Source organism: Burkholderia seminalis (assembly GCF_001718535.1).
Lineage (GTDB): Bacteria > Pseudomonadota > Gammaproteobacteria > Burkholderiales > Burkholderiaceae > Burkholderia > Burkholderia seminalis.
In genome coordinates, this window is record NZ_CP013398.1 from 268,918 (window position 1) to 295,782 (window position 26,865).

Sequence of the window (26,865 nt, forward strand, 5' to 3'; positions counted from 1 at the left end):
GCGCGTCGTTACCCGATCGCCCGCAGGCCTTCGACGACGCGCACGCGTGCGGCCTGCCACGCCGGCACGAGCGCGGCCGCGAGGCCGACCGCGACCGAGCACGCGGCCTGCAGCGCGACCGTCCCGGCCGACACCCTGAACACCGGGAAGATGCCGCCTGCCGCCTGCTTGAACAGGCTTGCGGCGGGCGGTGTCGCGAGGATCCCGAGGCCGCCGCCGGCCAGCGCGATCACGACCGATTCGCCGAACACGAGCAGCGCGAGAAAGCCGGGGCCGAAGCCGAGCGCCTTCAGCGTCGCGTACTCGGCCGTGCGTTCGCGCGCGCTCATCGCCATCGCGTTGGCCATCACGGCCATGATGATCAGGATCACCACGTAGGACACGAGGCGAATCGCCGCGATGATCTGGTTCGACATCGCGACGAAGCCGAGCTGGAACGCCTGCTCGGTCTCGGTCAGCGTCTCGGCGAGCGAGTTCTTGAACACCGCGTCGACGTTGCGTGCGATCGACGCGCCGTCGTCGGGGTTCGCGACGCCGAGCACGAACACGCCGACCTGGTCGGCCTGCTTCGGCGTGCGCTGGCGCACCGTCTCGTTCAGGTAATCCCAGTGGAACACCAGTTGGCGCGTGATCGTCGAGTCGTCGCGGCCGTCGAGGATCCCGCGCACGACGAAATCCCACGTGCCGGGATAGATCGTGCCCTTCAACGGGATCACGTCGCCGATCTTGAAGCCGAACTGCGTGGCGAGCTGGCGGCCGACGAGGCAGCCGCGGCGGTCGCGGTCGTAGTCGGCGCGCTGCTGCGCCGGGATGATGAATTCCGGATACAGGTCGAGGTAGTTGTCCGACACCGCGAAGCTCGCGAAGAAGTTCTTCGGGTCGCGGTAGATGCCGCCGAACCAGTTCGAGCGGACCACGGCCGTCACGCCGTCGACGCCGCGGATCCGGTTCTCGTAGCTGACGGGCAGCGGAAACACCAGCGAGATCGCGTTGCGCGTGACGAGCCGCCCGCTGGACGCGGCGGCCGCGCCCGCGTACCACGCGTCGACCACCGTATGCAGCAGCCCGAACGCCAGTACGGCGATGGTCAGCCCGAGCACGGTCAGCAGCGTGCGCAGCCGGTGGCGCAGCGCGTTGCGTGCGATCAGCTTCAGCACGTACATCGCGCGCGCTCCCGCCGCCGCTCAGCCGGCGTGCCCATCGATCAGCTCCCCTTTTTCCAGATGCACGAGCGACTGGGCGGCGCCGGCCGCATGCGCGTCGTGCGTCACCATGATGATCGTCTTGCCGAGCTCGGCGTTCATCCGCTGCAGCATCGCGAGCACGTCGGTGGCCGACGCGCGGTCGAGGTCGCCGGTCGGCTCGTCGGCGACGATCAGCACGGGATCGGTGATCAGCGCGCGGGCGATCGCGACGCGCTGCTGCTGGCCGCCCGACAGCTCGGACGGATAGTGGCTGGTCCGGTCGCCGAGGTTCACCATGTCGAGCACGAGCTCGACGCGCTCGCGCCGCTCGCGGCGCGACAGGTGCGTGAGCATCAGCGGCAGCTCGACGTTCTCGAACGCGGTGAGCACCGGCATCAGGTTGTAGAACTGGAAGATGAAGCCGACGTTCGCCGCGCGCCATTCGGCGAGCTGCGCCTCCGCGAGCTGCGAGATGTCGAGGCCGCCGACGCGCAGCTCGCCGCTGTCGGGCCGGTCGATGCCGGCCACCAGGTTCAGCAGCGTGCTCTTGCCGGAGCCCGACGGCCCCATCAGCGCGACGAAGTCGCCTGCGCCGATGTCGAGCGTGATGTCGGTCAGCACGGGCACGATCTGGTTGCCGCGCCGGTACGACTTCGCGACGTGGCTGATCTCGACGAGGGGCGGCGGTGCGTCGTTCACGCGCGCTACTTCTTCGCGACGGTCACTTTCGCGCCGTCCTTCAGCTTCGCGCCCGGTGCGAGCACGACCGTGTCGCCGGGTTTCACGCCGCGGATCGCCACCAGTTCGCCGATCCGCAGGCCGCGCGTCACGGCCGCCGCGTGCACGGTGTCGTCCTTCACGACGAACACGACCGGCCGTCCGTCGCGCTCGACCACCGCGCTCGCCTGCACGGCCGTGACGGGCTGCCGGTCCTGCGCCGACACGGGTTTCGACAGGAATGCGATCTTCGCGCTCATGTCGGGCAGCACGCGCTCGTCGCGGTCGACGAAACGCACCTTCACGAGCACGGTGGCCTTCGAGCGGTCGACGGTCGGCACGATGCGCGACACGCGGCCCGCGAAGCGCATGTCGGGCAGCGCGTCGAGCTGGATCTCGCACGGCTGCTCGGCGCGGATCTTCGCGATGTTCGATTCGGCGACGTCGGCCTCGACCTCGAGCGTGTCCATGTCGGCGATCGTCACGACCGCGCCCTTGCTGTCCGACGCGGACGAGAACGGCGTGATGTTGTCGCCGACGTTCGCGTGCTTCGCCAGCACGATGCCGTCGAACGGCGCGCGGATCACCGTCTGGTCGACCGCGACCTGCGCGGCCTGCGCATTCGCTTCGGCCGACGCGATCGCCGCCTGGTCGCTGCCGACCGACGCGCGCGCCTTGTTCACGCGGGCCGTGTCGATGTCGAGCTGCGCGGCCGGCACGGCGCCCTTCGGCGCGAGCGCGGCGGTGCGGCGCAGCGCGATTTCGGCGTCCTTCTGCTCGGCCAGCGCCACGCCGAGGTTGGCGCGGGAGACCTGCACCTGCGCGCGCGCCTGCGCGAGCGACGCTTCCACGTCGCGGCTTTCGAGGCGCGCGATGATGTCGTCCTTCTTCACGCGCGTGCCTTCGAGCACGCCGAGCCATTCGACGCGCCCCTGGCCCTTCGACGCGACCGCGGCCTTGCGCTGCGGCACGACATAGCCGGTCGCATTGAGCTGCGTGTCGTTCTGGTACGGGTAGGCGGACGTGACGGACGTGGTTTCGACCGTCGGCCGGCCGCTGAGCGCGATGCCGGCGGCGATCGCGACGACGACGGCCGCGGCGGCGGCCGCCAAGCGGACCCACCGGCGCCGGCGGGGCGCCGGTGCGATCGGACGCCGGTCGATTTTCAGTTTGTCCAGATTGTGATCGGGCAATTTGAGCGCCTCGAGACGGCGGCGGTTTGGCGACCGGCCGCGATCCGGTTTCCGGGGAAAGGGACGGATGGACGCCAGTATAAGCGCCGCCCCGACGGTGCGCGAGCCGGTTTGCGGCGCGACGCGGCGGCAGCCGGAGCGGCTCGCCGGCGCGGGACGACGAGCCGGCCCCCGGGGAAACCCGAAGGTGCAAGCAACGTGTCAACTTGCCGCGAACACGATGCGTTATGGAACCAGTGCGTCAGGTTTTGTCGCGGCGGACCGGCGAAAGCCGGCCTCGCGGCCTGGGGCTCCGATGCGAATGCCTCGCATCTTTACTTACCGGTACGTTTGATTTTTTCTCCGCTAAAGGAAGAACAATGAAGAAGACGCTCGCTTCGATCATCGCCGCGGCATTCGCGCTCGCATCGGTTTCGGCATTCGCACAGGCGTCCGCGCCGGCAGCCGACACGTCGGCAGCCGCTCCGGCACCGGCCAAGAAGGATCACAGCAAGCCGAAGCACCAGCTGAAGCACCACGGTTCGAAGAAGGGCCAGGCGAAGGCTGCAGCCGCATCGGCCGCCGGCACGAACGACGCAGGCACGCAGAACTAAGCACGCTGCCTGGGGACGGCAGGCGTAGCCGGCCGTCCGTCGAACAACCCCGCATGCTCCGGCATGCGGGGTTTTGTTTTTTCAGGCGCCGCGTTCGCCGGACGGCAGTGGCGATGGCCGTGACGGCGTACGCATCGCGTCGACCACCGCACGCATGCGCCGCCAGTGCGAGCCTTCCCAGAACACGCGCCGGCACACGTCGCACGCGGCGAAGCGCCGGTGCCGCTGCCGGACCCCGTCCGGCACGCGCGGCGCGGCGGCGGCCGCGTCGAGCGGGTGCAGCGGCGCATTGCAGCGCAGGCACAGCCGGAACGGCCGCATGTGCGGCGCGAGATCGAGCCGCTCGAACAGCTCGCGCAACTGGTCGGCCGGCTGCAGCGCATGCAGGTAGCAGCCGCGCACGACCGCGCGCCGCTTGAGCAGCTCGCGGTCGCGCGTCAGCACGATCCGGCCCTCCCGCTCGGCCAGCGCCGTGAGTTCGTCGTCGCGGTAGTGGTTGTCGTAGCAGGTGTCGAAGCCGGCGAGGCGCAGCAACTGAGCGAGGCCGCTGAGATGCGCGTCGGCGACGAAGCGCCACGGCACCGGCGGCGGCGCGGTGGCCCCGTTCGCCGCCGGCCGGGCGCGTTCCGGAAAGGCTTCGACGCGGTCGCCGTCGCAAAGCGGCCGGTCGAGCGCGGCGGGCAGATCGTTCACGCAAAGCCGGCCGATTTCGGTATGCGGGATACCGAGCGCCTCGATCGCATGCTTCACCGTCGCGTCGCGCGCGCAGGCGCGCCCGAACGCGCGGTCGCGCCGCGCGCGCGGGAGAAACGCGTTCAGTTCGCCATGGAAGCGGAAGGTCGCGGTCGCCATCCGTGCAGTATCGCACCGCGCCCGGCCGGCGGCAGGCGCTGCAGACGGCCGGCATCTGTGTTTAACTCGCGGCTTCACGGAGCGAAGGAGCGGGCAATGGATCTCGGGTTTATCGGGCTGGGCGAAATGGGGCAGGCGATCGCGACGAACCTGCTGAAGGCGGGCCACACGGTGCGGGTCTGGAACCGGTCGCGCGAGCGCGCCGAGCCGCTCGCGGCGTTCGGCGCGCAGATCGTCGACACCCCGGCCGATGCGTTTCGCGGCGACGCGGTGTTCTCGATGCTCGGCGACGATGCTGCCGCGCGCGCGGTGTTCGACGACGCGCTGCTCGCGCAGGCGCCGCGCGGGCTGATCCACGTCAACATGGCGACGGTGTCGGTCGCGCTCGCCGAATCGCTCGCGCACGCGCACGCGTCGCGCGGTATCGACTACGTCGCCGCGCCGGTGATGGGGCGGCCCGACGTGGCCGCCGCCGCACGCCTGACGATCATGGCCGGCGGCCCGGCCGAGGCGATCGACCGCGTGCAGCCGCTGTTCGACGCGATCGGCCAGAAGACCTGGCGGTTCGGCTCGCTGCCGCAGCACGCGAACGTCGCGAAGATCGCCGCGAACTTCACGCTCGCGTCGGCGATCGAGACGCTCGGCGAGGCGTCGGCGCTGCTGGGCGCGCACGGCGTCGCGATGCGCGACTTCCTCGACGTGATCACCAACAGCGTGTTTCCGGGGCCGGTCTACGAGGGCTACGGCTCGATGATCGCGGAGCGGCGCTACGAGCCCGCGCGCTTCAAGGCGCGCCTCGGGCTGAAGGATGTCCGCCTCGCGCTGGAAGCCGGCGACGCGACGTCGGTGCCGCTGCCGGTGGCGAGCGTCGTGCGCGACAGCCTGCTCGACGCGCTCGCGCATGGCGGCGGCGACCAGGATTTCGCGGTGCTCGGCGAGGTCGCGCTGCGCCGCGCCGGCCGCTGACGCGCGACAGAAGCGCCATGCTCGCGGCATAATCGGCATTTCGTTTTCCCTGCATTCCCTACATTCAGAGGCGGTCATGAACCTGCATACGTGGTGGCTTTTCGTGGCGACGGTGTTCGTCGTATCGGCGATCCCGGGCCCGAACATGCTGCTCGTGATGACGCACGGCGCGCGCCACGGGCTGCGCCGCTCGGCGTCGACGATGGCCGGTTGCCTGAGCGCGCTGGTGCTGATGCTGTCGGTGTCGGCGGCGGGCCTCGGCGCGGTGCTCGAGGCGTGGCCGGCGATGTTCAACACGCTGCGCTTCGCGGGTGCGGCTTACCTGATCTACCTCGGCGTGAAGGCATGGCGCGCGCGTGCCGACGATGTCCCGGCGGCCGGCGCCGAGCCGGCGGCGGGCCAGACGGCGGCCGCATCGCGCGGGACGCTGTTCCGCAACGGTTTCCTGGTCGCGGGCAGCAACCCGAAGGCGATCTTGTTCGCGGCCGCCTTGCTGCCGCAGTTCATCAACGCGGCCGAGCCGACGCTGCCGCAATTCGGCATCCTCGTCGTCACGTTCGCGGTGATCGAGGTGAGCTGGTATCTCGTCTACGCGTCGTTCGGCACGCGCATCGGCACGACGCTGAAGAGCCAGAGCGTCGCGAAGGTGTTCAACCGGCTGACGGGCGGGCTGTTCGTCGGCTTCGGCGCGATGATGGCGCTCGTGCGTCACTGATTTCGACCCGACCTGATTCCGGCGCGCCGAACGCCCCGTCTCTTGCATGAGGGCGGGGCGTTCGGCTTTTCGGGGCCGCTTCAGGCCCGCTGCACCGCCGCTCATGCACGCGGGCGAGTCAATGCCGCCGCGCCGGCCCCGCGCCCGGCCGCGAGACCGAACCCGGCGGCCGTGCCGGCGAACGCGAACCCCACGCCGCACACCGCGTTCCATCCGCCCCAGGCCCAGGCGCTGCCCGCGAGCGCCGCGCCGAGTGCGCCGCCGACGAAGAACAGGCCGACGAACAGCCCGTTCAGGCGGCCGCGTGCGGCCGGGTCCAGCAGGTTGATCGCGCGGCGGCCGATCGTCTGGTCGACGATGACGCCCGCGTCCAGCAATGCCGCACCGCCGGCCAGCAGCGCGAGTGCGACGCCGCGATGCGCATGTGTGTCGAAACCGAACCAGCCGGCCCCGGCGATGCCCAGCACGACGAGCGCCGCGAGCATCGTGCCGTGCGCGATCCGCTGCGCGGCCGGGCCGTGGCCATGGTCGCCGGCGCGGCCGGCCAGCGGCGTGACGATCGCGCCGCTGGCGCCCGCGAACGCGAACAGCGCGATTCCGTGCAGGTCGAGCGCGAACGGCGGCTGCGCGAGCCGCAGCCCGATGGCCGTCCAGAACGCGCTGAACGCGGCCATCGCGAGCGCGGCCGACAGCGCATGCCGGCGCAGCACCGGTTCGTCGGCGAGCAGGCGCCCCAGCGACGCGAGCAGCGTGCGGTAGCCGGCCGTGATCGACGGCGTGCGCGCCGGCAGGCGCAGCGCGAGCACGACGGCGATCGCCGCATTCGCGACCGCGGCCAGCAGGTAGAACGCGCGCCACCCGGCCGAACCCGCGATCAGGCTCGCGAGCGGCCGCGACAGCAGGATGCCGAGCATCAGCCCGCTCATCACGTTGCCGACCGCGCGGCCGCGCTGCGTTTCGGGCGCCATCGACGCGGCCATCGGCACGAGCATCTGGATCACGCTCGACGCCGCGCCGGCCGCCAGCGTCGCCAGCAGGAACACGGTGCCCGATTGCGTGAACGCGGGCAGCGCGAGCGCCGCGGCACACGCGGCGAGCGTCGCGACGATCAGGCGGCGGTTCTCGAGCAGGTCGACCAGCGGCACGAGCAGCACGAGCCCGGCCGCGTAGCCCAGCTGCGGCAGCATCGCGACGAGGCCGGCGAGGCCGGGCGGCAGGTGCAGGTCGGCGCTGATCGGGCCCGTCAGCGGTTGCGCGGCGAACAGGTCCATCACGATCACGCCGACCGTCGCGGCGAAGAACAGCGTCATCCCGGTGCTCAGCGCGGGCGGCGCGGCGACAGACGGGGGAACGGAGGCGGGACAACGGTGGGCAGGGCAGTTCATCGGAAGCCTGGGAGAGGGAGCGAAGGAATCCCCATCGTAGGTGCCCGATGTTTATGCGACAATTGAAATATGTCTAACATGATTATGCGAGTTTGTTTTGAATACGCGTGATCTCCTGGCGTTCGTGGCGGTGGTCGACAGCGGGTCGATGGTCGCCGCGGCCGCGAAGCTCCACCTGACGCAGCCGGGCCTGACGCGGCGTGTGCAGAACCTCGAAACGCTGCTCGGCGTGCCGCTGCTCGAGCGGCAAAGCAAGCCGCTGAAGCCGACCGCCACCGGGCGCGACGTCTACGCGCTCGTGCGCAACGTGCTGGGTGCGGTCGACGAACTGATGGCGGCGGGCGCGCCGGACAGCGAGCCGTCCGGCGAGCTGCGCATCGGCGTGCCGCCGTTCCTGTCCGAGCTCGCGCTCGAGCGGCCGATCGACCGGCTGCGCGACGCGTTCCCGCGCCTCACGCTGCGCGTGACGGCCGGCTGGTCGCCGGCGCTGATGCAGGGCATCGAGCGCGGTGCGCTCGACGTCGCGGCCGTGATGGTGCCGGCCAGTACGGTGCTGCCCGACGCGTTCGCCGCGACGCTGCTCGCGACGCAGCCGACGGTGCTCGTTGCCGCGCGCGACTTTCCGCTGCCGGACGGTCCGCTGTCGCTCGACACGCTGTCGGGTTTTCCGTGGGTGCTGAGCCAGGACGGCTGCGGGATGCGCTCGGCGCTGAGCCGCGCGCTCGGCGCGGCCGGGCTGCCGTTCGACGTCGCGGTCGAGGCGTTCGGCTCGGAGCTGCAGCTCTCACTCGTCGCGCGCGGCGCCGGGATCGGCATCGCCGCGCCGAATGCGCTGGCGCGCAGTGCGCATCGCGACGCATTGAGGGTGGTGGAAACGGCGGGGCTGGAAACGCGGATCAACGTGTGGATCGTGCACGGCACGCTGCCGGGCCGGCTGGTGCGGCCTGTCGCGCTGCTGCGCGACGCGCTGGGCGAGGTGCTTGACCGCGAGAACGGGGAAGGGTCAGATGCGGCAATGGCGAACTAGAGGCAGCGTTCGAGGGAAAATCCTTATTTTCTCTACGGAAATGTTGCAATGCGGAAATCGATTCGATATAGTGACACCTGTCTCCTCCATGTCTCCTCTGATATGGATTCAGCCCGCCGGTTAGGCGGGCTTTTTTTTGCCTGCGATTTTGCCGCGGCGATCCATTCGTCGGCGCGCGCCGGCGTCAGAACTTGTACGTCATCCCGACGTAGCTGATGATCGGGTCCGCCTTCAGGTCCGATTTCGATTCCGCGAGCACCGAACCGTCGGCCGCCTTGATCGTCACCGTCGACGTCGTCTTCAGCGGGATGTACGTCACCGATGCGATCAGCCCGAAGTGCTCCGTCATGTTGTACTGCAGGCCCGCGTTGAACACCGGCTGCCATGACGACGACGCCTTCGCTTCCACCGATGTCGTCCCCGGCTTGCCCGCGCCCGCCGCGAGGATCGCGCCGAGGTTGTCCTGCGTCTGCTTGATGAAGTTCGTGTTGAGCTGCAGGTCGCTGAACCAGTTGTACGACACGCCGAGGCCGAGGAACGGCCGGAACTTCGCGGTCGCCTGCCCGAAGTAGTACTGCAGGATCACCGCCGGGCTCCACTGCCGCACGCTCTTCACGATCGGGTTGACCGACGCCAGCCCGATGTTCTGCGTGCCGAGCGCGCCGGCAGGTCCCGGCGGCTTGATCGTGCCCTGGCCCGACACCTTGAACACCGGCGGCACGCCCGCCACCGACGTGACCGCGATGTGGTCGGTCAGGAAGTGGCTGACCGTCAGGCCGACGGTGTCGGCGCCGCTCGTGTGCAGCCCCGTGCCCGCCGACGTGAACGACGGCGGCAGCCGCAACGGCGTGTTGATCGGCGTCGGCGCGACGTTGGTCGTCATCGGCGTGCTGCTCTGCTGCGGCATGATGTGGAACCAGCCCAGCGTGACGACGTTGCTGCCGGCGCTCTGCGCGTGCGCCGCGAGCGGCGCCAGCACGGCGGCGCCGGCCGCCGCGCGGAGAAGGGTTGTCTTCATCACGGCTTTTCCCTCCGCTTACTGGACGAATGCGCCGATCGTGAAATACGGCGTCGATCCCGCGTTGTCGAGGAAACCGAACACGCCACCCGAGAAGATGAACTTGCCGGTCGGCGACGTGCTGCTTGCGCCCGTGTGGGTCGTCGTGACCGTGCCCGGCACCTTCTGCGTGTAGTCGAGGTCGAGCACGCGCGTGAGCGACGCCTGGGACGGCTGGAACGGATCGAGCAGCGTCGCCTGGGTGTTGATCAGCGCGGTGGTCCGGTAGTTGAACTCGCTGTCGACGCCGATGTACTCGCCGTTCTGCGAACCGGCCGCGATCGCCGTCTGCGGCGCGAGGATCGAGATGCTCGATTCGTCGTCCGCGGTGAGGCCCGGCACGCCGTTGCTGTCCGGCGTCGGGTTCGGGTTCGCGACGCCCGTGCGCACGAGGATCGGCACGAGCTGGTTGCGCAGCTTGCCGACGATCATGAAGCCCTTGCCCTGCGGCGTGGCCGACAGCGTCGGCTTCAGCTGGCTCTGGTAGTTGTTCGACTGGAACGCGCCGCTGCCGTCGGCGGACAGCGCGAAGTTCGAGCCCTGCTGCGTGCACGCGCCGCCGGCGAACTGGCCGGTCGAGTCGCACTTGGTCCACGAGCCGTCCGCGTTGATCGTCACCTTCGCGTCGATCGATGCCGGCGCGAACTTCTGCGACGGCACTTCGCCGAAGCCGGTGTGGCTGTACGTGCCGGCGACCTTCGTGATGTCGGTCTCGATCGACGAGAAGCCGATGAACGGGTAGTACGGGAATTTCGTGTCGGGCACCGCGGCCTGGCCGAGCACGCCGTCGAACTGGATTTCCTTGCCGGGGATCGTGCCGCCCGCGACGCCGAAGCCGACGAAGATCCGCGCCGGGCGCGATGCGTCGAGGCTCGCGCCGTTCAGCCGGAACGCGCACTGGTTCAGCTTGTTGGTCGGCAGCAGCGTTTCCTGCGTGAGCGTGCCGCTGTCGACGGTGCCCGCGCGGGTCGGCGTGACCGTGCCGGTCGTGCGCGGCACGGCCGATTCGACGTACGTCACCTGCCAGGTCATCTTGGTCGTGTCGAGCTGGACCTTCGCGAGTTCTCCGCTGCCCGCGCCGCCCGTGAACACGGTGCTGTAGTCGAGCGTGGCGGGACAGAGCCGGTCTTCGACGAGCGGCGGCGGGTTGTCGCTGCCGCCGCCGCAGGCGGAAAGAAGGGGGGCGGCAAGGGCCGCCGCCAGAATGAGGTTGCGCTTCATGTTGCTCCTCCAGATTTGTCTTGTACGGCGGCCAGCTCCCTGTCGGCCGCTTCTGTTCGTCGTGCTCGTCCTGCTCGCGCCGTGCCGCGCGCGTCGTGCGTTACGCGACGGCGGACGGGCCGCCGCCGCGTCCCCGTTCGCTACTTGCTGATCTGCGCGCCCACGCCGAAGTACGGTGTCGACGAAGTCGTCGAGTTCGCCGACGTCGACGTGACGCCGCCGTTCACCGTGCCCTGGATCAGTGCCGCGTACAGGCCGCCCGTCGCGATCACCACGCCCGATGCGGACGGGTAGTTCGTGCCGGACGGCGGCCTCGGTGTCGTCGTCGCGTTCAGCAGGCCCGGCGTCGTCTGGCCGTAGTCGAGCGTGAAACCGTCTTCCTCGACCTGCGTGGACGGATTGATGAACGACGCGTTGCCGCCGCGGATCAGCGCGGCCGTGTACTTGAAGTTCGAGTCCGCGCCCGCGTAGCCGCCGTCGATCGTGCCCGACTGGATCGCCGTCGCCGCACCGAGCACCGCGATGCCCGATTCGTCGTCGACCTGCGCGTCGACGTGCAGCGGCGGCGTGCCGAGGTTCACGTTGCCCGTGCGCACGATCACCGGCACCGTCGCGCCGTTGAGCTGGCCGATCACCATGTGCGCGGTCGCCGACTTGCCGGTCGCGCCGACGATCGGCAATTGCGTCTGCGGCAGCGTCTGCGGCGCCTTCGTGCTGTCGAAGTAGCCGCCGTTCGCGCTCGTCTTCCACGGGTCGCCGGTCGTCTGGCAGCCGCCCGAGCCGCTCGACGTGCACGCGCCGTTCGCATCGAACGTCTCGCTCGAATTCGTGCCCTTCGTCGCGTAGTCGCCCGACGGCACGAGGTGGTAGATCAGCGCGTTGTACGTGCCCGGCAGCTTCGACAGGTCGGTCGTCGTGTTCGCGAAGCCGAGGAACGGATAGAAGTCGAAATGACGGTTGGGCACCTTGCCGACGTCCTTTGCCACCACGATCGGGCCGACGGCGATCGTCAGTCCGTCGTACTGGATCGTCGCGCCCGGAATGCCGCCGCCCGCGACGCCCATGCCGACCAGCAGCATCGGCGGGTTCGCCTGGTTGAAGTCGGCGGCCGTCGAATAGGTCGAGCCGTCCGGCGCGGGGCCCGTGCCCGGCGTGAGGACGAATGCGCAACGCGTCTGCTCGGCGGTCGGCAGCGTGCCGGTCGGCGGGTGGATGACCTTGCCGGTGATGGTCGTGCCGACGCGGCTCGGCGTGACGGTGCCCGTCTTCAGCGGAATCGGCGATTCGAGCCACTTGAGCGTGTACGTCATCGCGACCGCGTCGATGTTGACGCTGACGATCTCGCCGCTACCGGCGCCGCCGAGATACGTGCTCTTCACGATGTCGGCGTTGGCCGGGCACAGCGCGCCGTTGATGGGCTGCGACGGCGGCGGCCCTTGCGTGCCGCAACTCGATCCGGAACATTGGGGCGCGTTGATCGGCGCGAGCGCGCCACCGGAGTCCCCTCCACCACATGCAACCAGGAAAGGGGCGATGGCAAAGGCCGTTGCCACCCCCTTCGATAAGGCGTGCGACATGCCGCTGTCTCCAATCGTTTAATTGTGCGAGCTAATGTCGCTGCCTGGGTTTTTGCTGTCAATTGATGAACCCGTCTAAAAAAGGCGATTGAAACGGGAATCGTGTTTTGAGTCCTTGCCTGACATGGCATTCGGTAAGAATTTAAACGTGCGGCAGGCCGAGAAAAGCTTCCTGAGTGGGGGATGCGCGACGCCCGGCACGCTCTCGGCGCGCCTTCCTGCGGATAACGGCAGCGTTTAAAGCGACGGTATCCGGTTTATCCCTATTCGGGATTGACTGGAGCAGGATCGGGGGATTTAATTCGCCGGTAATCGCGCAATGGAAAGCTTGTAAATATTTGTAAATGCGCGATCAGGGATTTTTTATTTATTGCCTGATATGGATAAATAAAAAGCCGGCCACTGGCCGGCTTTGCATTGCATGCGATGCTGAATCAGCGTTTGAGACCTGCGTCCTCGGCCGCGCCGATGTTCAGGTTCATGCACTGGATCGCGGCGCCCGACGCGCCCTTGCCGAGGTTGTCGAGGCGCGCGACCGTGACGAAGCGCTCGGCATTGCCGAACACGAACAGGTCGACACGGTTCGTATCGTTGTTCGCCTGTACGTCGAAGAAGCCGCCGTCGAGGTTCGCGTCCGCATCGAACGGTGCGACGCGCACGAACGCTTCGTCCGCGTAGTACTCGGCGAACACACGCTGCACGTCCTGCGGCGTGGCGCGCTTCGCGAGCTGCTCGGGCGTGAAGTAGGTCGTCACCGCGAGCCCCTTCAGGAACGGGCCGACGATCGGCGTGAAGATCGGTGCGTTCGCGAGGCCCGTGTGCGCGGCCATTTCCGGCAGGTGCTTGTGCGTGAGGCCGAGCGCATACGGGCGCGGGCTCGCGAGCTTGCCGCCGGGCGCCGCGCTTTCGTATTCGGCGATCATCGACTTGCCGCCGCCGCTGTAGCCGGTGATCGAGTAGCTGTGCGCGGCGAACGTTGGCGCGACGATCCCTGCGTCGACGAGCGGGCGCATCGCGAGCACGAACGCCGAGGCGTGGCAGCCGGGCACGGCGATGCGCTTCGACGTCCGAATCTTCTCGCGCTGCGCGCGGGTCAGCTCGGGCAGGCCGTAGGCCCAGTCGGCGCTCGTGCGGAATGCGGTGCTCGCGTCGATCAGCGTCGTGTTCGGGTTCTCGACGAGCGAGGCCGATTCGCGCGACGCGACGTCCGGCAGGCACAGGAACGTGACGTCCGACGCGTTGATCAGGCGGCGGCGCTCGTCGACGTCCTTGCGCTTCGCTTCATCGATACGCAGGATCTCGATGTCGTTGCGTGCCGACAGGTATTCGAAGATCTTGAGGCCGGTCGTGCCTTCCTGGCCGTCGACAAAAACTTTGGTGCTCATTTCGCTCTCACTGGATGAAACGCGGGCCCGCGCCCGGAAACCGCCATTTTAAGACGTGATCCGGCGGGTCTGCGCCGCGCGGGGCGAAAAAAGACGGCCGCCGGCCGTCTTGTGTCCCTTTGCGACGCCCGCCGGTGCGGGCGTCAGGGGCGTGTTCAGCGGGCGCCGGCGTCCCAGCGTGCGGTCGCTTCGGCCACGCGCCGGCCGAATGCCTTGCCGGTCTCGAGGTCGCCCGGCAGCGGGCCTTCGTCGGGCGTCGCGTCGGCCGGCGATTGCGCGAGCAGGCCCGTGGAGCCGCCGAGGTAGTTGATGTCGTTGCGCGTGGCCGCCTTCGAGTTGGCCGGCATCAGGCTCGTGCCGACCCATACCATCCCGTGCTGCATCGCCAGCGTGACGAAATATTGAATCGTCGAGAACTTGTCGCCGTTCATCGTCGCGGAGTTCGTGAAGCCCGCGGCGACCTTGTCCTTCCACTTCTGCGTGAACCATGCTTTCGACGTGGCATCGGCGAATTGCTTGAACTGCGCCGACGGGCCGCCCATGTAGGTCGGCGAGCCGAAGATGATCGCGTCGGCCGCGTCGAGGGCGGCCCAGCCCGCGTCGTCGAGGTCGCCGACGGCGATCAGGCGCACGTTCGCGCCGGCGTCCTGCGCGCCGGCATGCACGGCCTCGGCCAGTTTCTGCGTGTGACCGTAGCCGCTGTGATAGACGATGACGATGTTCGACATGAAGCGTTCTCCGGAAAGGGACGGGAACGGCGGACCGCAGGCTCGCCGCGTCACGCGCCGCCTGCCGGCGGCGCGACGGTCGCGCGGCAGGAATTGCCGCGGCCGGTGACGACGAGTCTAGCAAGCCGAAATGACGAGACAACGTGCGCGCGCGGCGCACTGAAATTCGCGGCGGACGGCCATCGCGGCGGCGCCGTCTGGCGGCGCATGGCGCCGCTACTGGCCGTAAGTGACCGTGAATTGCGCGGTGCCGATCGCCAGCGTGCCGATCTCGTGCTCGAACATCGGCGCGGGGCGGCCCTGCGACACGCGCAGGTCGGTGCCTTTCAGCGCGTAGACGGTGATCACGTAGCGGTGCGGCTTGCCGGGCGGCGGGCACGGGCCGCCGTAGCCGTCGCTGCCGAAGTCGTTGCGCGCCTCGCTCGCGCCGATGCGCCGCAGGAAGCCGGATGCGCTCGCGTCGGCCGGCAGGCTCGTGACGGTGGCCGGGATGCCCGCGACGGCCCAGTGCCACCAGCCGTGGCCGGGCGCATCGGGATCGAAGATCGTGACCGCATAGCCGCGCGTGCCGGGCGGCGGGTTGTGCCATGCGAGCTGCGGCGAGCGGTTCGCGCCCTTGCAGTCGCCGCGGTCGAATACGTTCGCGGCGCGCACGCGCCCGCCGGGCGTCAGGTCGTCGCTCGTCACGGTGAACGGGCTTTCCGCGTGTGCGGGCAGCGCCGCGAACACGGCGGCGCAGAGCAGGACGAAGCGGATGGACGGAGACGGGTGACCCGATGGCGCAGGCGGAGTGGTCCGGCGATCCACACGCATATGGCGCTTCTCCCGTCACGTGGGCCGGCCCGATGCTCCCGGCGTTGTTGGCGTTGTGTGTTGCCCGCGCAGCTGATGGCGGCGATGGTTCAAGTCTAGCATTAGGGTTCGATGAACGACGCACGCCGCAGCCCGCGATTGCGCCCGGTCATCGTGCGGATCGGCGGACGAAAAAAAACCGCCCGCGATCGGGCGGGCGGTTTTTTCGGCCAGGACGCCGGCATGCAGGCCGGCGCGGCGTCATTCCTTCGGGGCCGTCGCGCCGCCGTGCGCCGCCGACCACTCGGCCGGCGCGTGCAGGAATTTCTCGACTTCGTCGAGCGTCTTCGTTTCGAAGTAGCCGGAGGCCTTCGCGACGCGCAGCACGTCCCACCACGTCGCCAGCGCGTGCAGGTCGACGTCGATATCCTTCAGGACCGACACGCTTTCCTTGAAGATGTTGTAGTGGAACAGCACGAAGCAGTGGTTCACCGTCGCGCCCGCGGTGCGCAGCGCGTTGACGAAGTTGATCTTGCTGCGGCTGTCGGTCGTCAGGTCTTCCACCAGCAGCACGCGCGAGCCTTCTTCCAGATGGCCTTCGATCTGCGCGTTGCGGCCGAAACCCTTCGGCTTCTTGCGCACGTACTGCATCGGCACCATCATCCGGTCCGCGATCCAGGCCGCGAACGGGATGCCGGCCGTCTCGCCGCCCGCCACCGCGTCGATCTGCTCGAAGCCGATGTCGCGCGTGATCGTCGTTTCCGCCATTTCCATCAGCGCTCGGCGCACGCGCGGGTACGAGATCAGCTTGCGGCAGTCGATATAGACGGGGCTTGCCCAGCCGGACGTGAAGATGAACGGTTTTTCGGCGTTGAAGTGCACCGCCTGCACTTCGAGCAGGATTTTGGCGGTCGTATCCGAGATCGACTGACGATCGTAGCCTGTCATGGGCATTCCTTGGGTGATGAGCGAGGAGCGGGCGCGGGCCCGGTGGCGCAGCAAGGGGAACCTGCCCAGGGGGCCGGGGCGCGATCGGAGGACCAATCGCATCGCTGCGCGCGTAGCCGGCTATTTTACCCGATTCAGGCCGGTTTTCGGCGGAATTCGCGCAGGTTCGCGTGGCCCCTCACCACCGGCGAAACAAACGGGGCGCGACCGACCCGGTGCCGATGCCCGGGATGCGGCGCTGCACCAACGGGCGTCATTTAGGGGGTGTACACTAGGCGACCCTTAGAAATCGTTCAGTACTTTGTACTTTCCTCTTGCCACCCGCCAAGGTTCGATGGCGTGCCGACCCGGCGCGTCGCGTGCCGTCTCGCAGTCGACCACCCCCTCGATTCAAGCAGACGCGGCCGAAGGTGCTGTGTACTGAGCCGTCAATATTTCGCATGTCTCTCGCAGGTCAATCATGGACGAACAACTGAAGCAGGCCGCTCTCGCTTATCACCTGAATCCGAAACCCGGCAAGATTTCGGTCACCCCCACCAAGCCGCTGTCGAACCAGCTCGATCTGTCGCTCGCGTATTCGCCGGGCGTCGCCGCCGCGTGCGAGGCGATCCACGCCGATCCGCTCGACGCGCAGAAGTACACGTCGCGCGGCAACCTGGTCGGCGTGATCACGAACGGCACGGCCGTGCTCGGCCTCGGCAACATCGGCCCGCTCGCCGCGAAACCGGTGATGGAAGGCAAGGGCTGCCTCTTCAAGAAATTCGCGGGCATCGACGTGTTCGACATCGAGCTGTCGGAGTCCGACCCCGACAAGCTCGTCGAGGCGATCGCGATGCTCGAGCCGACGCTCGGCGGCATCAACCTCGAGGACATCAAGGCGCCGGAATGCTTCTACATCGAGCAGAAGCTGCGCGAGCGCATGAAGATCCCCGTCTTCCACGATGACCAGCACGGCACCGCGATCATCGCGTCGGCCGCGATCCTGAACGGCCTGAAGGTCGTCGGCAAGAAGCTGTCCGACGTGAAGCTCGTGTGCTCGGGTGCCGGCGCCGCGGCCATCGCGTGCCTGGACCTGCTGGTGAACCTCGGCCTGACGAAGTCGAACATCCTGGTCGCCGATTCGAAGGGCGTGATCTACGAAGGGCGCGGCAACCTCGACCCGTCGAAGCAGCGCTACGCGGCCACCACCGACGCGCGCACGCTTGCCGACGCGATCGTCGGCGCGGACGTGTTCCTCGGCTGCTCGAGCGCGGGCGTGCTGAAGCAGGACATGGTCAAGACGATGGGCGAGCGCCCGCTGATCCTGGCGCTCGCGAATCCGGAACCGGAAATCCGCCCGGAAGACGCGAAGGCCGTGCGCCCGGACGCGATCGTCGCGACCGGCCGTTCGGACTACCCGAACCAGGTCAACAACGTGCTGTGCTTCCCGTTCATCTTCCGCGGCGCGCTCGACGTCGGCGCGACGACGATCACGGAAGAAATGAAGCTCGCGTGCGTGCGCGCGATCGCCGAGCTGGCGCAAGAAACCGACCAGAGCGAGGAAGTCGCGAAGGCGTACGAAGGCCACTCGCTCGAATTCGGGCCGGACTACCTGATCCCGAAGCCGTTCGACCCGCGCCTGATCATCAAGATCGCGCCGGCCGTCGCGCAAGCCGCGATGGATTCGGGTGTCGCCACGCGCCCGATCCAGGACATGGACGCGTACCGCGAGCAACTCGGCGCGACCGTCTATCGCACCGGCATGGTGATGCGCCCGGTGTTCGCGACCGCGAAGCAGAAGCAGGCCCGCATCGTGTTTGCCGAGGGCGAGGACGAGCGCGTGCTGCGCGCCGCGCAGTTCGTGCTGCAGGAAAAGATCGCCAGGCCGATCATCGTCGGCCGTCCGTCGGTCGTCGACATGCGCCTGCAGAAGATCGGCTCGAAGCTGAAGGCCGGCGTCGATTTCGAAATCGTCGATCCGGAAGACGATGCGCGCTACCACCGCTACTGGCAGGCGTATCAGGAGATCGGCGCGCGCGACGGCGTGACGCCGGAAGTCGCGAAGGCCGCGATGCGCAAGTTCAACACGCTGATCGGCACGATGCTCGTGCACCTGGGCGACGCGGACGGGATGATCTGCGGGATGATCGACACGTTCCACAGCCACCTGAAGTTCATCGAGCAGGTGCTGGGCCGCGCGAAGGGCGCCGAGCACTTCGCCGCGATGAACCTGCTGATGCTGCCGGGCCGCAACCTGTTCGTGTGCGACACGTACGTGAACGAGCTGCCGAGCGCCGAACAGCTGGCCGACATGACGATCCAGGCCGCGGCCGAGATCGAGCGCTTCGGCATCGCGCCGAAGGCCGCGCTGCTGTCGAACTCGAACTTCGGCAGCGCGCCGTCGGCGTCGTCGCGCCGGATGGGCGAGGCCCGCAAGCTGATCGTCGAACGCGCACCGAACCTGGAAGTCGACGGTGAAATGCACGGCGACGCGGCACTGTCGGAAGTGATCCGCAAGCAGGCGTTCCCGGGCACGACGCTATCGGGCGAAGCGAACCTGCTGATCATGCCGAACGTCGAGGCGGCGAACATCGCGTACAACCTGCTGAAGATGGTCGGCGGCGAAGGCGTGACGGTCGGCCCGTTCCTGCTCGGCGCGGCGAAGCCGGTCCACATCCTGACGCCGGCCGCGACCGTGCGCCGGATCATCAACATGACGGCCGTTGCCGCCGCGAACGTGAACACGAAGTAAGTCCGCGCCCGCGTGTGCCGCGCTCGATGCGCGGCGCAATGAAAAACGCCACGGAACCAGCGTTCCGTGGCGTTTTTTTCGCATGAACCGCAACGGCGGGGCGGGCGGGGCGTCCCGAGCGCGAACGCCTCGCCCGCCGCGTCCCGTTACGCGACCTGCTGGTGAGACTGGCCGCCTGCCGGCGAACGCCACTTCGTCAGCAGCGTGTCCCACTTCCGGCGTACCGCGCGCAGGTTGTTCTCCTTCACGTGGCCGTAGCCGCGAATGCCGTCCGGCAGCGCCGCGAGCTCGAGCGCGAGCGGGCGGTTGGCCGCGTTCAGTTTGCCGAGCACCTCGCCGATCAGCGCTTCGTACTCGCCGATCAGCGCGCGCTCGGTGCGGCGCTCCTCGCTGCGGCCGAACGGATCGAGCCCCGTGCCGCGCAGGAACTTCGCTTTCGCGAGCAGCCGGAACGCCGACATCATCCACGGGCCGTACGCCTTCTTCACGAGATGGCCGTGAGCATCCGTCTTCGCGAACAGCGGCGGCGCGAGGTGGAATTTCAGCTTCCAGTCGCCTTCGAACTGCGCGCTCAGGCGCGCGAGGAACGCGGGGTCGGACTGCAGTCGCGCGACCTCGTATTCGTCCTTGTACGCCATCAGCTTGAACAGGTTGCGCGCGACCGCTTCGGTCAGTTGCTCCTGCACCGTGTCGCCGTCCGCCAGCGCGCGTTCGGCGGCGCGCACCTTGTCGACGAAGGCCGCATAACGCGAGGCGTACGCGGCATCCTGGTACGCGGTGAGGAATTCCACACGCTTCGCGATCAACGCGTCGACCGCCTTCTTCGTGTGCAGCGCGATCACCGTGGCGCCTTGCGCGGGACGTGCATCGCCGGCCGCGGCCTGCTTCACGCTGGCGAGGTCGTACGCGGCGCGGCGGCCCCAGTCGAATGCCGCACGGTTCTTCTCGACCGACACCGCATTCAACTCGATCGCACGTTCGAGCGACGCGAGCGTGAGCGGCAGCCAGCCTTTCTGCCACGCGTAGCCGAGCACGAACGGGTTCGTGTAGATCGCGTCGCCGAGCAGCGCGACCGCGAAGCGGTTCGCGTCGATGAAGTCGACCGCGGCGCCTGCCGCCGCGCGGATGTCGTTCTCCGCGGACAGCCCCGGGAATGCCCAGTTCGGGTTCTTGATGAACTCGGCGGTCGGCGTCTGCGCGCTGTTGACGACCACGCGCGTCGTGTCGTGCCGCATCCGCGACGTGCACTCGTCGCCGGCCGTGACGATCGCGTCGCAGCCGATCACGAGGTCGGCTTCGCCCATCGCGATCCGCGTCGCATGGATGTCGGTCGGCGCGTGCGAGATCTGCACGTGGCTCATCACGGCACCGCCCTTCTGCGCGAGGCCGGTGACGTCGAGCACGGTCACGCCCTTGTTTTCCAGATGCGCGGCCATCCCGAGCAGCGCGCCGATCGTGACGACGCCCGTGCCGCCGACGCCCGTCACGAGCACGCCGTACGCACGGTCGATCTCGGGCAGCGTCGGTTCCGGGATCGGCGGCAGCGCGTTGCCGTCGACCGAAACCGCCTTCGGCTTCTTCAACTGGCCGCCCTCGACCGTGACGAAGCTCGGGCAGAAGCCCTTCACGCACGAGAAATCCTTGTTGCAGCTCGACTGGTTGATCTGGCGCTTCGTGCCGAATTCGGTTTCCAGCGGCTCGACCGACAGGCAGTTCGACTGCACCGAGCAGTCGCCGCAGCCTTCGCACACCGCGTCGTTGATCACGACGCGTTTGGCCGGATCCGGATACGTGCCGCGCTTGCGGCGACGGCGCTTCTCGGTCGCGCAGGTCTGGTCGTAGATCAGGATCGTCGTACCCTCGATCTCGCGCAGCTCGCGCTGCACGTCGTCGAGCTGGTCGCGGTGATGGACCGTCACGCCCGGCGCGAGCAGCGCCTTCTGGCTGTCGTACTTCTCCGGCTCGTCGGTCACGATCACGATCTTCTTCGCGCCTTCGGACGCGAGCTGGTGCGTGATCTGCGGCACCGTCAGCACGCCGTCGACCGGCTGGCCGCCCGTCATCGCGACGGCGTCGTTGTAGAGGATCTTGTAGGTGATGTTCGCCTTCGACGAAATCGCCGCGCGCACGGCCAGCAGGCCCGAGTGGAAGTAGGTGCCGTCGCCGAGGTTCGCGAACACGTGCTTCTCGTCCGTGAACGGCGCCTGGCCGATCCACGGCACGCCTTCGCCGCCCATCTGGCTGAAGGTGCTCGTGCTGCGGTCCATCCATACGGTCATGTAGTGGCAGCCGATGCCGGCGATCGCCCGCGAGCCTTCCGGCACGTTGGTCGACGTGTTGTGCGGGCAGCCCGAGCAGAACCACGGCTTGCGCTCGGTCTGCACATGCGGCTTCGCGAGCGCCATTTCCTTCGCGTTGATCACCGCGAGCCGCGCGGCGATGCGCGCGCGCACGTCGGACGGCAGCTCGAACTTATCGAGGCGCGTCGCGATCGCCTTCGCGATGATCGCCGGCGACAGTTCGTAGTGCGCTGGCAGCAGCCAGTTGCCCATCGGCACCGACCATTCGCCGCCGGCGCCGTCCTTCTCGTCGAACTTGCCGAACACGCGCGGGCGCTGGCCGTCCGGCCAGTTGTACAGCTCTTCCTTGATCGCGTATTCGAGAATCTGGCGCTTTTCCTCGACGACCAGGATTTCGTCGAGGCCGCGCGCGAACGCCTGCGCGCCCTGTGCTTCGAGCGGCCATACGCAGCCGACCTTGTAGAGCCGGATGCCGATCCGCGCGCAGGTGTCGTCGTCGAGGCCGAGATCGGTCAGCGCCTGGCGCACGTCGAGATACGCCTTGCCGCCCGTCATGATCCCGAAGCGCGCGTTCGGCGAATCGATCTCGATCCGGTCGAGCTTGTTCGCGCGCACATAAGCGAGCGCGGCATACCACTTGTAGTCGAGCAGCCGCGCTTCCTGCACGAGCGGCGGGTCGGGCCAGCGGATGTTCAGCCCGCCTTCCGGCAGGATGAAATCGGTCGGCAGCACGATCTCGGTGCGATGCGGGTCGATGTCGACCGACGCCGACGATTCGACGACGTCCGTCACGCACTTGAGCGCGACCCACAGGCCCGAGTAGCGGCTCATCGCCCAGCCGTGCAGGCCGAAATCGAGATATTCCTGCACGTTGGACGGGAACAGCACGGGCAGGCCGCACGCCTTGAAGATGTGTTCGGACTGGTGCGCGAGCGTCGACGATTTCGCCGCGTGGTCGTCGCCGGCGAGCACCAGCACGCCGCCGTGCTGCGACGAGCCGGCCGAGTTCGCGTGCTTGAAGACGTCGCCGGTGCGGTCGACGCCCGGGCCCTTGCCGTACCACATGCCGAACACGCCGTCGTGCTTCGCGCCGGAGTACAGGTTCACCTGCTGCGAGCCCCATACGGCGGTGGCGGCGAGATCTTCGTTGAGGCCGGGCTGGAAGACGATCTGGTGGGCCGCCAGATGCTGCTTGGCTTTCCAGAGCGACAGATCGAGGCCGCCGAGCGGCGAGCCGCGGTAGCCGGAGATGAAGCCGGCCGTATTGAGACCGGCGGCGCGGTCGCGTTCCTGCTGGAGCATCGGCAGGCGCACGAGGGCCTGGATGCCGCTCATGTACGCGCGACCGCGCTCGAGTGTGTATTTGTCGTCAAGCGTGACGGACTTCAGCGCGGCTTCTAGCGACGCGCGTTGGTCTGCGTCTAGCGGGGCATTCATTAACTGTCTCCTCCACCCGGTCTGGGATCACCAAAACTTCGGTTGCGTCGGCATCTTTTGGATGCGTCGGCAGTGGCCGGCATGTTCGCCGGTTTTAAGCGATGGTAGCACTGGGGCAAACCCGCCGCCCATCGGTTCGAATGCGGTTGGAAGGCAGGTGGAATGGCGGCGGCGCACCGAAAAAAGGGGCGTGATGATGCGTTACATCATGTAAAAGCATGTAAAGCCGCGTCCATCTGCGAGCAAATGCCGTTAATCTTGTCGGCCTGCCGGAGGTGCCCGGTCGCGTGGGCTCGTTTCGACGCAATCGGGGAGGCGCCGGCAGTTTTACAGGAGGTGCAATGAACACACGTCATATCCAGAGTTTCCTGATCGTGTCCGCCGCGTTTTTCGCGATGACCGGCCCGGTGCGCGCGCAAGGCGCGAGCGCACTGGCGGCAGCCGGCGCGCAGATGCGTCAGATCGCGCCGGCCCAGGACGCCGCCGCGCAGCCGTCGGCCGAGCGCGCCGTCGAGTCGAAGGCGAACGCGCGTTGATCCGGTCGCGCGGCCGGCAGGCCGCACCGGAATGAGAGAAGGGCGGGAATCCTCGGATTCCCGCCCTTTTTCTTTGCGCCGCCGGATCGTGCGGCCGGCCCGGTTGCCCGAGGCCGCCGCTTGCCGAGTGCGTCAGGCCTTGTCCTGCACGACGCCGCGGCGGATCTGGTCGAGTTCGATCGACTCGAACAGCGCCTTGAAGTTGCCTTCGCCGAAGCCCTGGTTGCCCTTGCGCTGGATGATCTCGAAGAAGATCGGCCCGATCTGGTTCTCGGTGAAGATCTGCAGCAGCAGGTCGTCGCGCGCGCCGTCGATCAGGATCTTGCGCTTCTTCAGTTCGTCCAGCGATTCGCCGTGGTTCGGCACGCGGCGGTCGACCAGCTCGTAATACGTGTCGATCGTGTCGAGCAGTTTCACTTCCTTGCTGCGCAGGCCGTCGACCGCCTGGTAGATGTCGCTCGCGCCGAGCGCGATGTGCTGGATCCCTTCGCCGTGGTACGCGTCCAGGTATTCCTGGATCTGGCCGGCCGTTTCCGAGCCTTCCTCGTTGATCGGGATGCGGATCTTGCCGCACGGCGACGTCATCGCCTTCGACTTCACGCCCGTCACCTTGCCTTCGATGTCGAAGTAACGCACTTCGCGGAAGTTGAACAGGCGCTCGTAGAACTCGGCCCATTCCTGCATGCGGCCGCGGTGCACGTTGTGCGTCAGGTGGTCGATGTACGTCAGGCCGTGGCCGACCGGGTTCGGGTTCGCGCCGGCGATCGGCTCGAAGTCGACGTCATAGATGCTGATGTCGCCGATCGCGCCCGGCTGCGCGCCGTTCTTGCCGCGCCAGCGGTCGACGAAATAGATCAGCGAATCGCCGATGCCCTTGATCGCCGGGATGTTCAGCTCCATCGGGCCCGTCTTGTTGTCGAAGCCCCACGCGCCGAGGTCGAGCGCGCGCTGGTACGCCTTCGCGGCGTCCTGCACGCGGAATGCGATCGCGCAGATCGACGGGCCGTGCAGGCGCGCGAAGCGTTGCGCGAACGAGTCGGGTTCGGCGTTGATGATGAAGTTGATGTCGCCCTGGCGGTACACCGTCACGTCCTTGTGGCGGTGGCGTGCGATCGCGGTGAAACCCATCCGCTCGAACAGTTGTCCGAGCGCTTTCGGGTCCGGCGCCGTGTATTCGATGAATTCGAAGCCGTCGGTGCCGACGGGGTTGTCCCAGTTGGGGATCTGCATGTCGTGTCTCCTGTGCGGGGCGGTCGGCCCGGGGCGACGTCCGCCTGCCTGGCCTGGTTCGATGTCGACGGCCGCACATGCCCGGGCGTGCGCGGCGAATCGATACATGCGACAGAGTGTAGCGGGCGGGCACGAGCGGAAACTTGCGAACTTAATCGCCGCCCCCTACGATGACGCAATTTCCAGCCTTGAAACAATCATTGGAGGGCAGAAGATGGCGCAAGCCGAACTGGATGCCATCGACCGGCGGATTCTCGCGATTCTTCAGGAGAACGGGCGCCTGTCGAACCAGGAGATCGCCGAGCGCGTGAACCTGTCGCCGAGCCCGTGCCTGCGGCGGATCCGGCGGCTCGAGGAGATCGGCGTGATCACCGGTTATGTCGCGCTGCTGAACCCGCAGAAGCTCGGGCTCGACCTGCTCGCGTACGTGAGCGTGCGGCTCGAGAAGCGCGGCGGCCTGGCGCCGATGCGGGTCGACGAGACGTCGGCGCGCGCGGGCGCGACCCATGCGGAGCTGTTCCGCGCGGCCGTGCAGACCTGGCCGGAAGTGGTCGCGTGCCACGCGATGACGGGGGACATGGATTACCTGCTGCGCGTGCAGGTGGAGGACATGGCGCATTTCTCCCGCTTCGTGCAGGAGCACTTGCTGCATCACCCGTCGGTGATCGACGTGAAGACGAGCTTTTCGCTCGAATGCTTCAAGGAGACGACGGCGTTGCCGATTCGCTCGGTGCGCTAGTGTGGAGGAAAGGGCGGGAACCGGGCGCGCCGCTGGCGCACCCGGCTGGCCGATGTCAGGCCGTCAGTGCGGCGGGCATCAGCGATTCGATGAACTTCGTCGTGCGGCGCGCCTGGCGCTTCATCGCGTAGTCGAACACCGCGGCCTGTTCCTGCAGCATCTCGGCGATGATCGTCGAGTGGTCGGCCGGCGGCAGCGACAGGTACGCATCGGCTTCGCCGTACGCGTACTCGATCCGCATCCCGGACTTCTTCGCGATGTGCATCATCGTCGCGTTACGCGACAGGCAATGCATGTACAGCATGGTCACGTGCGTATTGCGGCTGCGGATCGCCGCGCGCTCGAACAGCTTCGAGCCGACGCCGCGGCCGCGTGCGCTTTCGAGCACCGACACGCCGAATTCGGCCGTGCGCTTGTCGCCCTCGGCCGGCAGGTAGGCCAGGTGGCCGACGCCGATCAGTTCGAGGTCGTGGTCGAACACGCCGAACACGGTGTCGCGACCGAAGTCGATCGTGCGGACATAGTTCTCGATCACGTGGTCGGGCACCATCTGGCCGAAGCGCAGCAGGCGGTCCTCTTCGCCGAGCGAGAGAAAGTGGGTGAGCATCTGCTCACGGTCTTTGGAAGCCAGTTCCCTGACGAGAACCGGCGCACTGCCGACCGTGCCGGCGACTGCGGCGGGGCCGTTGAATTGCGTGTTCATCGTGGGTTCCTCAGTGTGTGGCTGCACAAGCGGGTTGTGCAATGCAACAGCATTTTACCCGACAGGGGTTGGGGAAAACCCGTATTTGACGTTGTTTGTGCCGAGGAGAAATTCTAAACCCGCTTAGTTCATTTGCTATCTATTTGATTTTTAACGGATTTAAAATTCATCATATGAAACGCGCGACGGGCGATCGCAGTGTACCCGTCACGCAACGCATGCTGCTGCGCGGCAATCAGGCCGCCGTCGACAGCCCGCGTTCGATCAGGTCGATCACCTGCTCCGCGAAGTCGCGATAGCCGAGGCGGCCGCCCGGCTTCAGCCACGTGAACGTCCAGTTGATCATTCCGAACACCATCATCGTCACCGATGTCTGGTTTTCCTTCGAGATGCGGTCCGGGTACGCGCGGGCGAGCTGCCGCGTGAATGCCGCGACGATGTCGCGCTGGCGGTCGAGCACGATTTCGCGCTGCGCGTCCTCGAGATACTTCACGTCGTTGAGCAGCGCGACGTGCCGGCTGTGCGACGTCTCGTATTCGGCGAGGAACGCGCGCACGAGCTCGGCGAACGCGTCGCGTTCGCTCAGGCCGCGCCGCTGGCTCGCGCCTTCGACCTCGGCGATGATCAACATCAGCCGTTTGGTATAGCGGTCGAGCAGGTCGAACAGGATCGCTTCCTTGCTCTCGTAATAGTGATAGAGGCGTGCCTTCGACGTGCCGCTCGCGGTCGCGAGATCGGACATCGACGTGCTCGGATAGCTCGTCTGCGCGAATTTCTCGGCGGCCAGATCGAGGATCTGTTCGCGCTGGGATTCGTGGTCGGGCGCTCGGGTACGGGCCATGGTCGAAT

The 26,865-nt window shown here is 67.8% G+C and carries 23 protein-coding genes; 7 read left to right on the forward strand and 16 right to left on the reverse strand.

The features are described from left to right. Window positions 1–8: 8 nt before the first annotated feature. The 3 genes from WJ12_RS01155 to WJ12_RS01165 are packed head-to-tail and all read right to left on the reverse strand — an operon-like array spanning window position 9 to window position 3,094. Entirely contained in the window at window positions 9–1,163 is a 1,155-nt protein-coding gene (locus WJ12_RS01155; RefSeq protein ID WP_034188039.1) for an ABC transporter permease, read from the reverse strand. 21 nt (window positions 1,164–1,184) lie between these two features. After that, on the reverse strand, window positions 1,185–1,883 hold the full coding sequence (locus tag WJ12_RS01160; RefSeq protein WP_059559346.1) for an ABC transporter ATP-binding protein: 699 nt from the start codon (window positions 1,881–1,883) through the stop codon (window positions 1,185–1,187). Between the two features lie 5 nt (window positions 1,884–1,888). Continuing rightward, window positions 1,889–3,094 (reverse strand): efflux RND transporter periplasmic adaptor subunit, encoded by a 1,206-nt coding sequence (locus WJ12_RS01165; protein WP_059559343.1) that lies wholly within the window; start codon window positions 3,092–3,094, stop codon window positions 1,889–1,891. Between the two features lie 359 nt (window positions 3,095–3,453). On the opposite strand from WJ12_RS01165, the gene WJ12_RS01170 reads away from it, so the two are divergent. After that, the gene (locus WJ12_RS01170) at window positions 3,454–3,687 is read left to right on the forward strand and encodes a hypothetical protein (protein ID WP_006494172.1); all 234 of its coding nucleotides are present in this window, start codon (window positions 3,454–3,456) and stop codon (window positions 3,685–3,687) included. Window positions 3,688–3,768: 81 nt separating this feature from the next. Here the strand turns inward: WJ12_RS01170 and WJ12_RS01175 are convergent, their stop codons facing one another. Next, window positions 3,769–4,539, reverse strand: coding sequence for a Mut7-C RNAse domain-containing protein (locus tag WJ12_RS01175; RefSeq protein ID WP_059559340.1), 771 nt, complete (start codon window positions 4,537–4,539; stop codon window positions 3,769–3,771). Between the two features lie 96 nt (window positions 4,540–4,635). Here WJ12_RS01175 and WJ12_RS01180 point away from each other — a divergent pair, with 96 nt between their 5' ends. Continuing rightward, window positions 4,636–5,505, forward strand: coding sequence for an NAD(P)-dependent oxidoreductase (locus WJ12_RS01180; RefSeq protein ID WP_034188035.1), 870 nt, complete (start codon window positions 4,636–4,638; stop codon window positions 5,503–5,505). Window positions 5,506–5,581: 76 nt separating this feature from the next. Continuing rightward, entirely contained in the window at window positions 5,582–6,220 is a 639-nt protein-coding gene (locus WJ12_RS01185; protein WP_049030686.1) for a LysE family translocator, read from the forward strand. Window positions 6,221–6,321: 101 nt separating this feature from the next. Here WJ12_RS01185 and WJ12_RS01190 read toward each other — a convergent pair whose 3' ends face one another. Beyond that, the gene (locus WJ12_RS01190; RefSeq protein ID WP_059559338.1) at window positions 6,322–7,605 is read right to left on the reverse strand and encodes an MFS transporter; all 1,284 of its coding nucleotides are present in this window, start codon (window positions 7,603–7,605) and stop codon (window positions 6,322–6,324) included. A gap of 97 nt (window positions 7,606–7,702) precedes the next feature. Between WJ12_RS01190 and WJ12_RS01195 the strand changes: the two genes are divergently transcribed. Next, window positions 7,703–8,632, forward strand: coding sequence for a LysR family transcriptional regulator (locus WJ12_RS01195; protein ID WP_069245523.1), 930 nt, complete (start codon window positions 7,703–7,705; stop codon window positions 8,630–8,632). A gap of 184 nt (window positions 8,633–8,816) precedes the next feature. Here WJ12_RS01195 and WJ12_RS01200 read toward each other — a convergent pair whose 3' ends face one another. From WJ12_RS01200 to WJ12_RS01230, 7 genes are all read right to left on the reverse strand, one after another. Continuing rightward, window positions 8,817–9,650 (reverse strand): OmpW/AlkL family protein, encoded by an 834-nt coding sequence (locus WJ12_RS01200; RefSeq protein WP_034188031.1) that lies wholly within the window; start codon window positions 9,648–9,650, stop codon window positions 8,817–8,819. Between the two features lie 18 nt (window positions 9,651–9,668). Continuing rightward, window positions 9,669–10,910 (reverse strand): DUF2957 domain-containing protein, encoded by a 1,242-nt coding sequence (locus WJ12_RS01205; protein WP_034188030.1) that lies wholly within the window; start codon window positions 10,908–10,910, stop codon window positions 9,669–9,671. Window positions 10,911–11,050: 140 nt separating this feature from the next. After that, complete coding sequence (locus WJ12_RS01210) at window positions 11,051–12,487, reverse strand: DUF2957 domain-containing protein (RefSeq protein WP_034188029.1); 1,437 nt, start codon at window positions 12,485–12,487, stop codon at window positions 11,051–11,053. Window positions 12,488–12,921: 434 nt separating this feature from the next. Continuing rightward, window positions 12,922–13,872: an N-acetyl-gamma-glutamyl-phosphate reductase gene (argC, locus tag WJ12_RS01215; protein WP_034188028.1), complete on the reverse strand. Its 951-nt coding sequence runs from the start codon at window positions 13,870–13,872 to the stop codon at window positions 12,922–12,924. Window positions 13,873–14,027: 155 nt separating this feature from the next. Then, window positions 14,028–14,600: a flavodoxin family protein gene (locus tag WJ12_RS01220; protein ID WP_059559335.1), complete on the reverse strand. Its 573-nt coding sequence runs from the start codon at window positions 14,598–14,600 to the stop codon at window positions 14,028–14,030. Window positions 14,601–14,816: 216 nt separating this feature from the next. After that, complete coding sequence (locus WJ12_RS01225; RefSeq protein ID WP_059559332.1) at window positions 14,817–15,413, reverse strand: YbhB/YbcL family Raf kinase inhibitor-like protein; 597 nt, start codon at window positions 15,411–15,413, stop codon at window positions 14,817–14,819. A 240-nt stretch (window positions 15,414–15,653) separates the two neighbouring features. Then, window positions 15,654–16,340 carry an orotate phosphoribosyltransferase gene (locus tag WJ12_RS01230; RefSeq protein WP_006482887.1) on the reverse strand — a complete coding sequence of 229 codons (687 nt, stop codon included), beginning with the start codon at window positions 16,338–16,340 and terminating at the stop codon, window positions 15,654–15,656. Between the two features lie 460 nt (window positions 16,341–16,800). Here WJ12_RS01230 and WJ12_RS01235 point away from each other — a divergent pair, with 460 nt between their 5' ends. Further along, entirely contained in the window at window positions 16,801–19,071 is a 2,271-nt protein-coding gene (locus WJ12_RS01235) for an NADP-dependent malic enzyme (protein ID WP_034188025.1), read from the forward strand. Window positions 19,072–19,217: 146 nt separating this feature from the next. Here the strand turns inward: WJ12_RS01235 and WJ12_RS01240 are convergent, their stop codons facing one another. Next, the gene (locus WJ12_RS01240) at window positions 19,218–22,808 is read right to left on the reverse strand and encodes an indolepyruvate ferredoxin oxidoreductase family protein (RefSeq protein ID WP_069245524.1); all 3,591 of its coding nucleotides are present in this window, start codon (window positions 22,806–22,808) and stop codon (window positions 19,218–19,220) included. A gap of 341 nt (window positions 22,809–23,149) precedes the next feature. Between WJ12_RS01240 and WJ12_RS01245 the strand changes: the two genes are divergently transcribed. After that, complete coding sequence (locus WJ12_RS01245; RefSeq protein ID WP_069245525.1) at window positions 23,150–23,344, forward strand: hypothetical protein; 195 nt, start codon at window positions 23,150–23,152, stop codon at window positions 23,342–23,344. Window positions 23,345–23,476: 132 nt separating this feature from the next. Here WJ12_RS01245 and hppD read toward each other — a convergent pair whose 3' ends face one another. Beyond that, the gene (gene hppD, locus WJ12_RS01250) at window positions 23,477–24,574 is read right to left on the reverse strand and encodes a 4-hydroxyphenylpyruvate dioxygenase (RefSeq protein WP_034188022.1); all 1,098 of its coding nucleotides are present in this window, start codon (window positions 24,572–24,574) and stop codon (window positions 23,477–23,479) included. 214 nt (window positions 24,575–24,788) lie between these two features. On the opposite strand from hppD, the gene WJ12_RS01255 reads away from it, so the two are divergent. Beyond that, window positions 24,789–25,313 carry an Lrp/AsnC family transcriptional regulator gene (locus WJ12_RS01255; protein ID WP_034188021.1) on the forward strand — a complete coding sequence of 175 codons (525 nt, stop codon included), beginning with the start codon at window positions 24,789–24,791 and terminating at the stop codon, window positions 25,311–25,313. 55 nt (window positions 25,314–25,368) lie between these two features. On the opposite strand, the gene WJ12_RS01260 is transcribed toward WJ12_RS01255, so the two are convergent. Together WJ12_RS01260 and WJ12_RS01265 are read right to left on the reverse strand one after the other, a co-directional pair. After that, window positions 25,369–26,016 carry a GNAT family N-acetyltransferase gene (locus tag WJ12_RS01260; RefSeq protein WP_059559326.1) on the reverse strand — a complete coding sequence of 216 codons (648 nt, stop codon included), beginning with the start codon at window positions 26,014–26,016 and terminating at the stop codon, window positions 25,369–25,371. A gap of 235 nt (window positions 26,017–26,251) precedes the next feature. Beyond that, complete coding sequence (locus WJ12_RS01265) at window positions 26,252–26,857, reverse strand: TetR/AcrR family transcriptional regulator (RefSeq protein ID WP_006482923.1); 606 nt, start codon at window positions 26,855–26,857, stop codon at window positions 26,252–26,254. Between the last annotated feature and the right edge of the window lie 8 nt (window positions 26,858–26,865).

What these genes read in the sequence shown, in the direction of transcription:
- WJ12_RS01230 (WP_006482887.1), bottom strand. Translation starts at nt 16,340, where the DNA reads ATGACAGGCTACGATCGTCAGTCGATCTCGGATACGACCGCCAAAATC.
- WJ12_RS01225 (WP_059559332.1), bottom strand. Translation starts at nt 15,413, where the DNA reads ATGCGTGTGGATCGCCGGACCACTCCGCCTGCGCCATCGGGTCACCCG.
- WJ12_RS01235 (WP_034188025.1), top strand. Translation starts at nt 16,801, where the DNA reads ATGGACGAACAACTGAAGCAGGCCGCTCTCGCTTATCACCTGAATCCG.
- hppD (WP_034188022.1), bottom strand. Translation starts at nt 24,574, where the DNA reads ATGCAGATCCCCAACTGGGACAACCCCGTCGGCACCGACGGCTTCGAA.
- WJ12_RS01170 (WP_006494172.1), top strand. Translation starts at nt 3,454, where the DNA reads ATGAAGAAGACGCTCGCTTCGATCATCGCCGCGGCATTCGCGCTCGCA.
- WJ12_RS01190 (WP_059559338.1), bottom strand. Translation starts at nt 7,605, where the DNA reads ATGAACTGCCCTGCCCACCGTTGTCCCGCCTCCGTTCCCCCGTCTGTC.
- WJ12_RS01175 (WP_059559340.1), bottom strand. Translation starts at nt 4,539, where the DNA reads ATGGCGACCGCGACCTTCCGCTTCCATGGCGAACTGAACGCGTTTCTC.
- WJ12_RS01185 (WP_049030686.1), top strand. Translation starts at nt 5,582, where the DNA reads ATGAACCTGCATACGTGGTGGCTTTTCGTGGCGACGGTGTTCGTCGTA.
- WJ12_RS01205 (WP_034188030.1), bottom strand. Translation starts at nt 10,910, where the DNA reads ATGAAGCGCAACCTCATTCTGGCGGCGGCCCTTGCCGCCCCCCTTCTT.
- argC (WP_034188028.1), bottom strand. Translation starts at nt 13,872, where the DNA reads ATGAGCACCAAAGTTTTTGTCGACGGCCAGGAAGGCACGACCGGCCTC.
- WJ12_RS01240 (WP_069245524.1), bottom strand. Translation starts at nt 22,808, where the DNA reads ATGAATGCCCCGCTAGACGCAGACCAACGCGCGTCGCTAGAAGCCGCG.
- WJ12_RS01255 (WP_034188021.1), top strand. Translation starts at nt 24,789, where the DNA reads ATGGCGCAAGCCGAACTGGATGCCATCGACCGGCGGATTCTCGCGATT.
- WJ12_RS01180 (WP_034188035.1), top strand. Translation starts at nt 4,636, where the DNA reads ATGGATCTCGGGTTTATCGGGCTGGGCGAAATGGGGCAGGCGATCGCG.
- WJ12_RS01210 (WP_034188029.1), bottom strand. Translation starts at nt 12,487, where the DNA reads ATGTCGCACGCCTTATCGAAGGGGGTGGCAACGGCCTTTGCCATCGCC.
- WJ12_RS01265 (WP_006482923.1), bottom strand. Translation starts at nt 26,857, where the DNA reads ATGGCCCGTACCCGAGCGCCCGACCACGAATCCCAGCGCGAACAGATC.
- WJ12_RS01200 (WP_034188031.1), bottom strand. Translation starts at nt 9,650, where the DNA reads ATGAAGACAACCCTTCTCCGCGCGGCGGCCGGCGCCGCCGTGCTGGCG.
- WJ12_RS01220 (WP_059559335.1), bottom strand. Translation starts at nt 14,600, where the DNA reads ATGTCGAACATCGTCATCGTCTATCACAGCGGCTACGGTCACACGCAG.
- WJ12_RS01155 (WP_034188039.1), bottom strand. Translation starts at nt 1,163, where the DNA reads ATGTACGTGCTGAAGCTGATCGCACGCAACGCGCTGCGCCACCGGCTG.
- WJ12_RS01260 (WP_059559326.1), bottom strand. Translation starts at nt 26,016, where the DNA reads ATGAACACGCAATTCAACGGCCCCGCCGCAGTCGCCGGCACGGTCGGC.
- WJ12_RS01245 (WP_069245525.1), top strand. Translation starts at nt 23,150, where the DNA reads ATGAACACACGTCATATCCAGAGTTTCCTGATCGTGTCCGCCGCGTTT.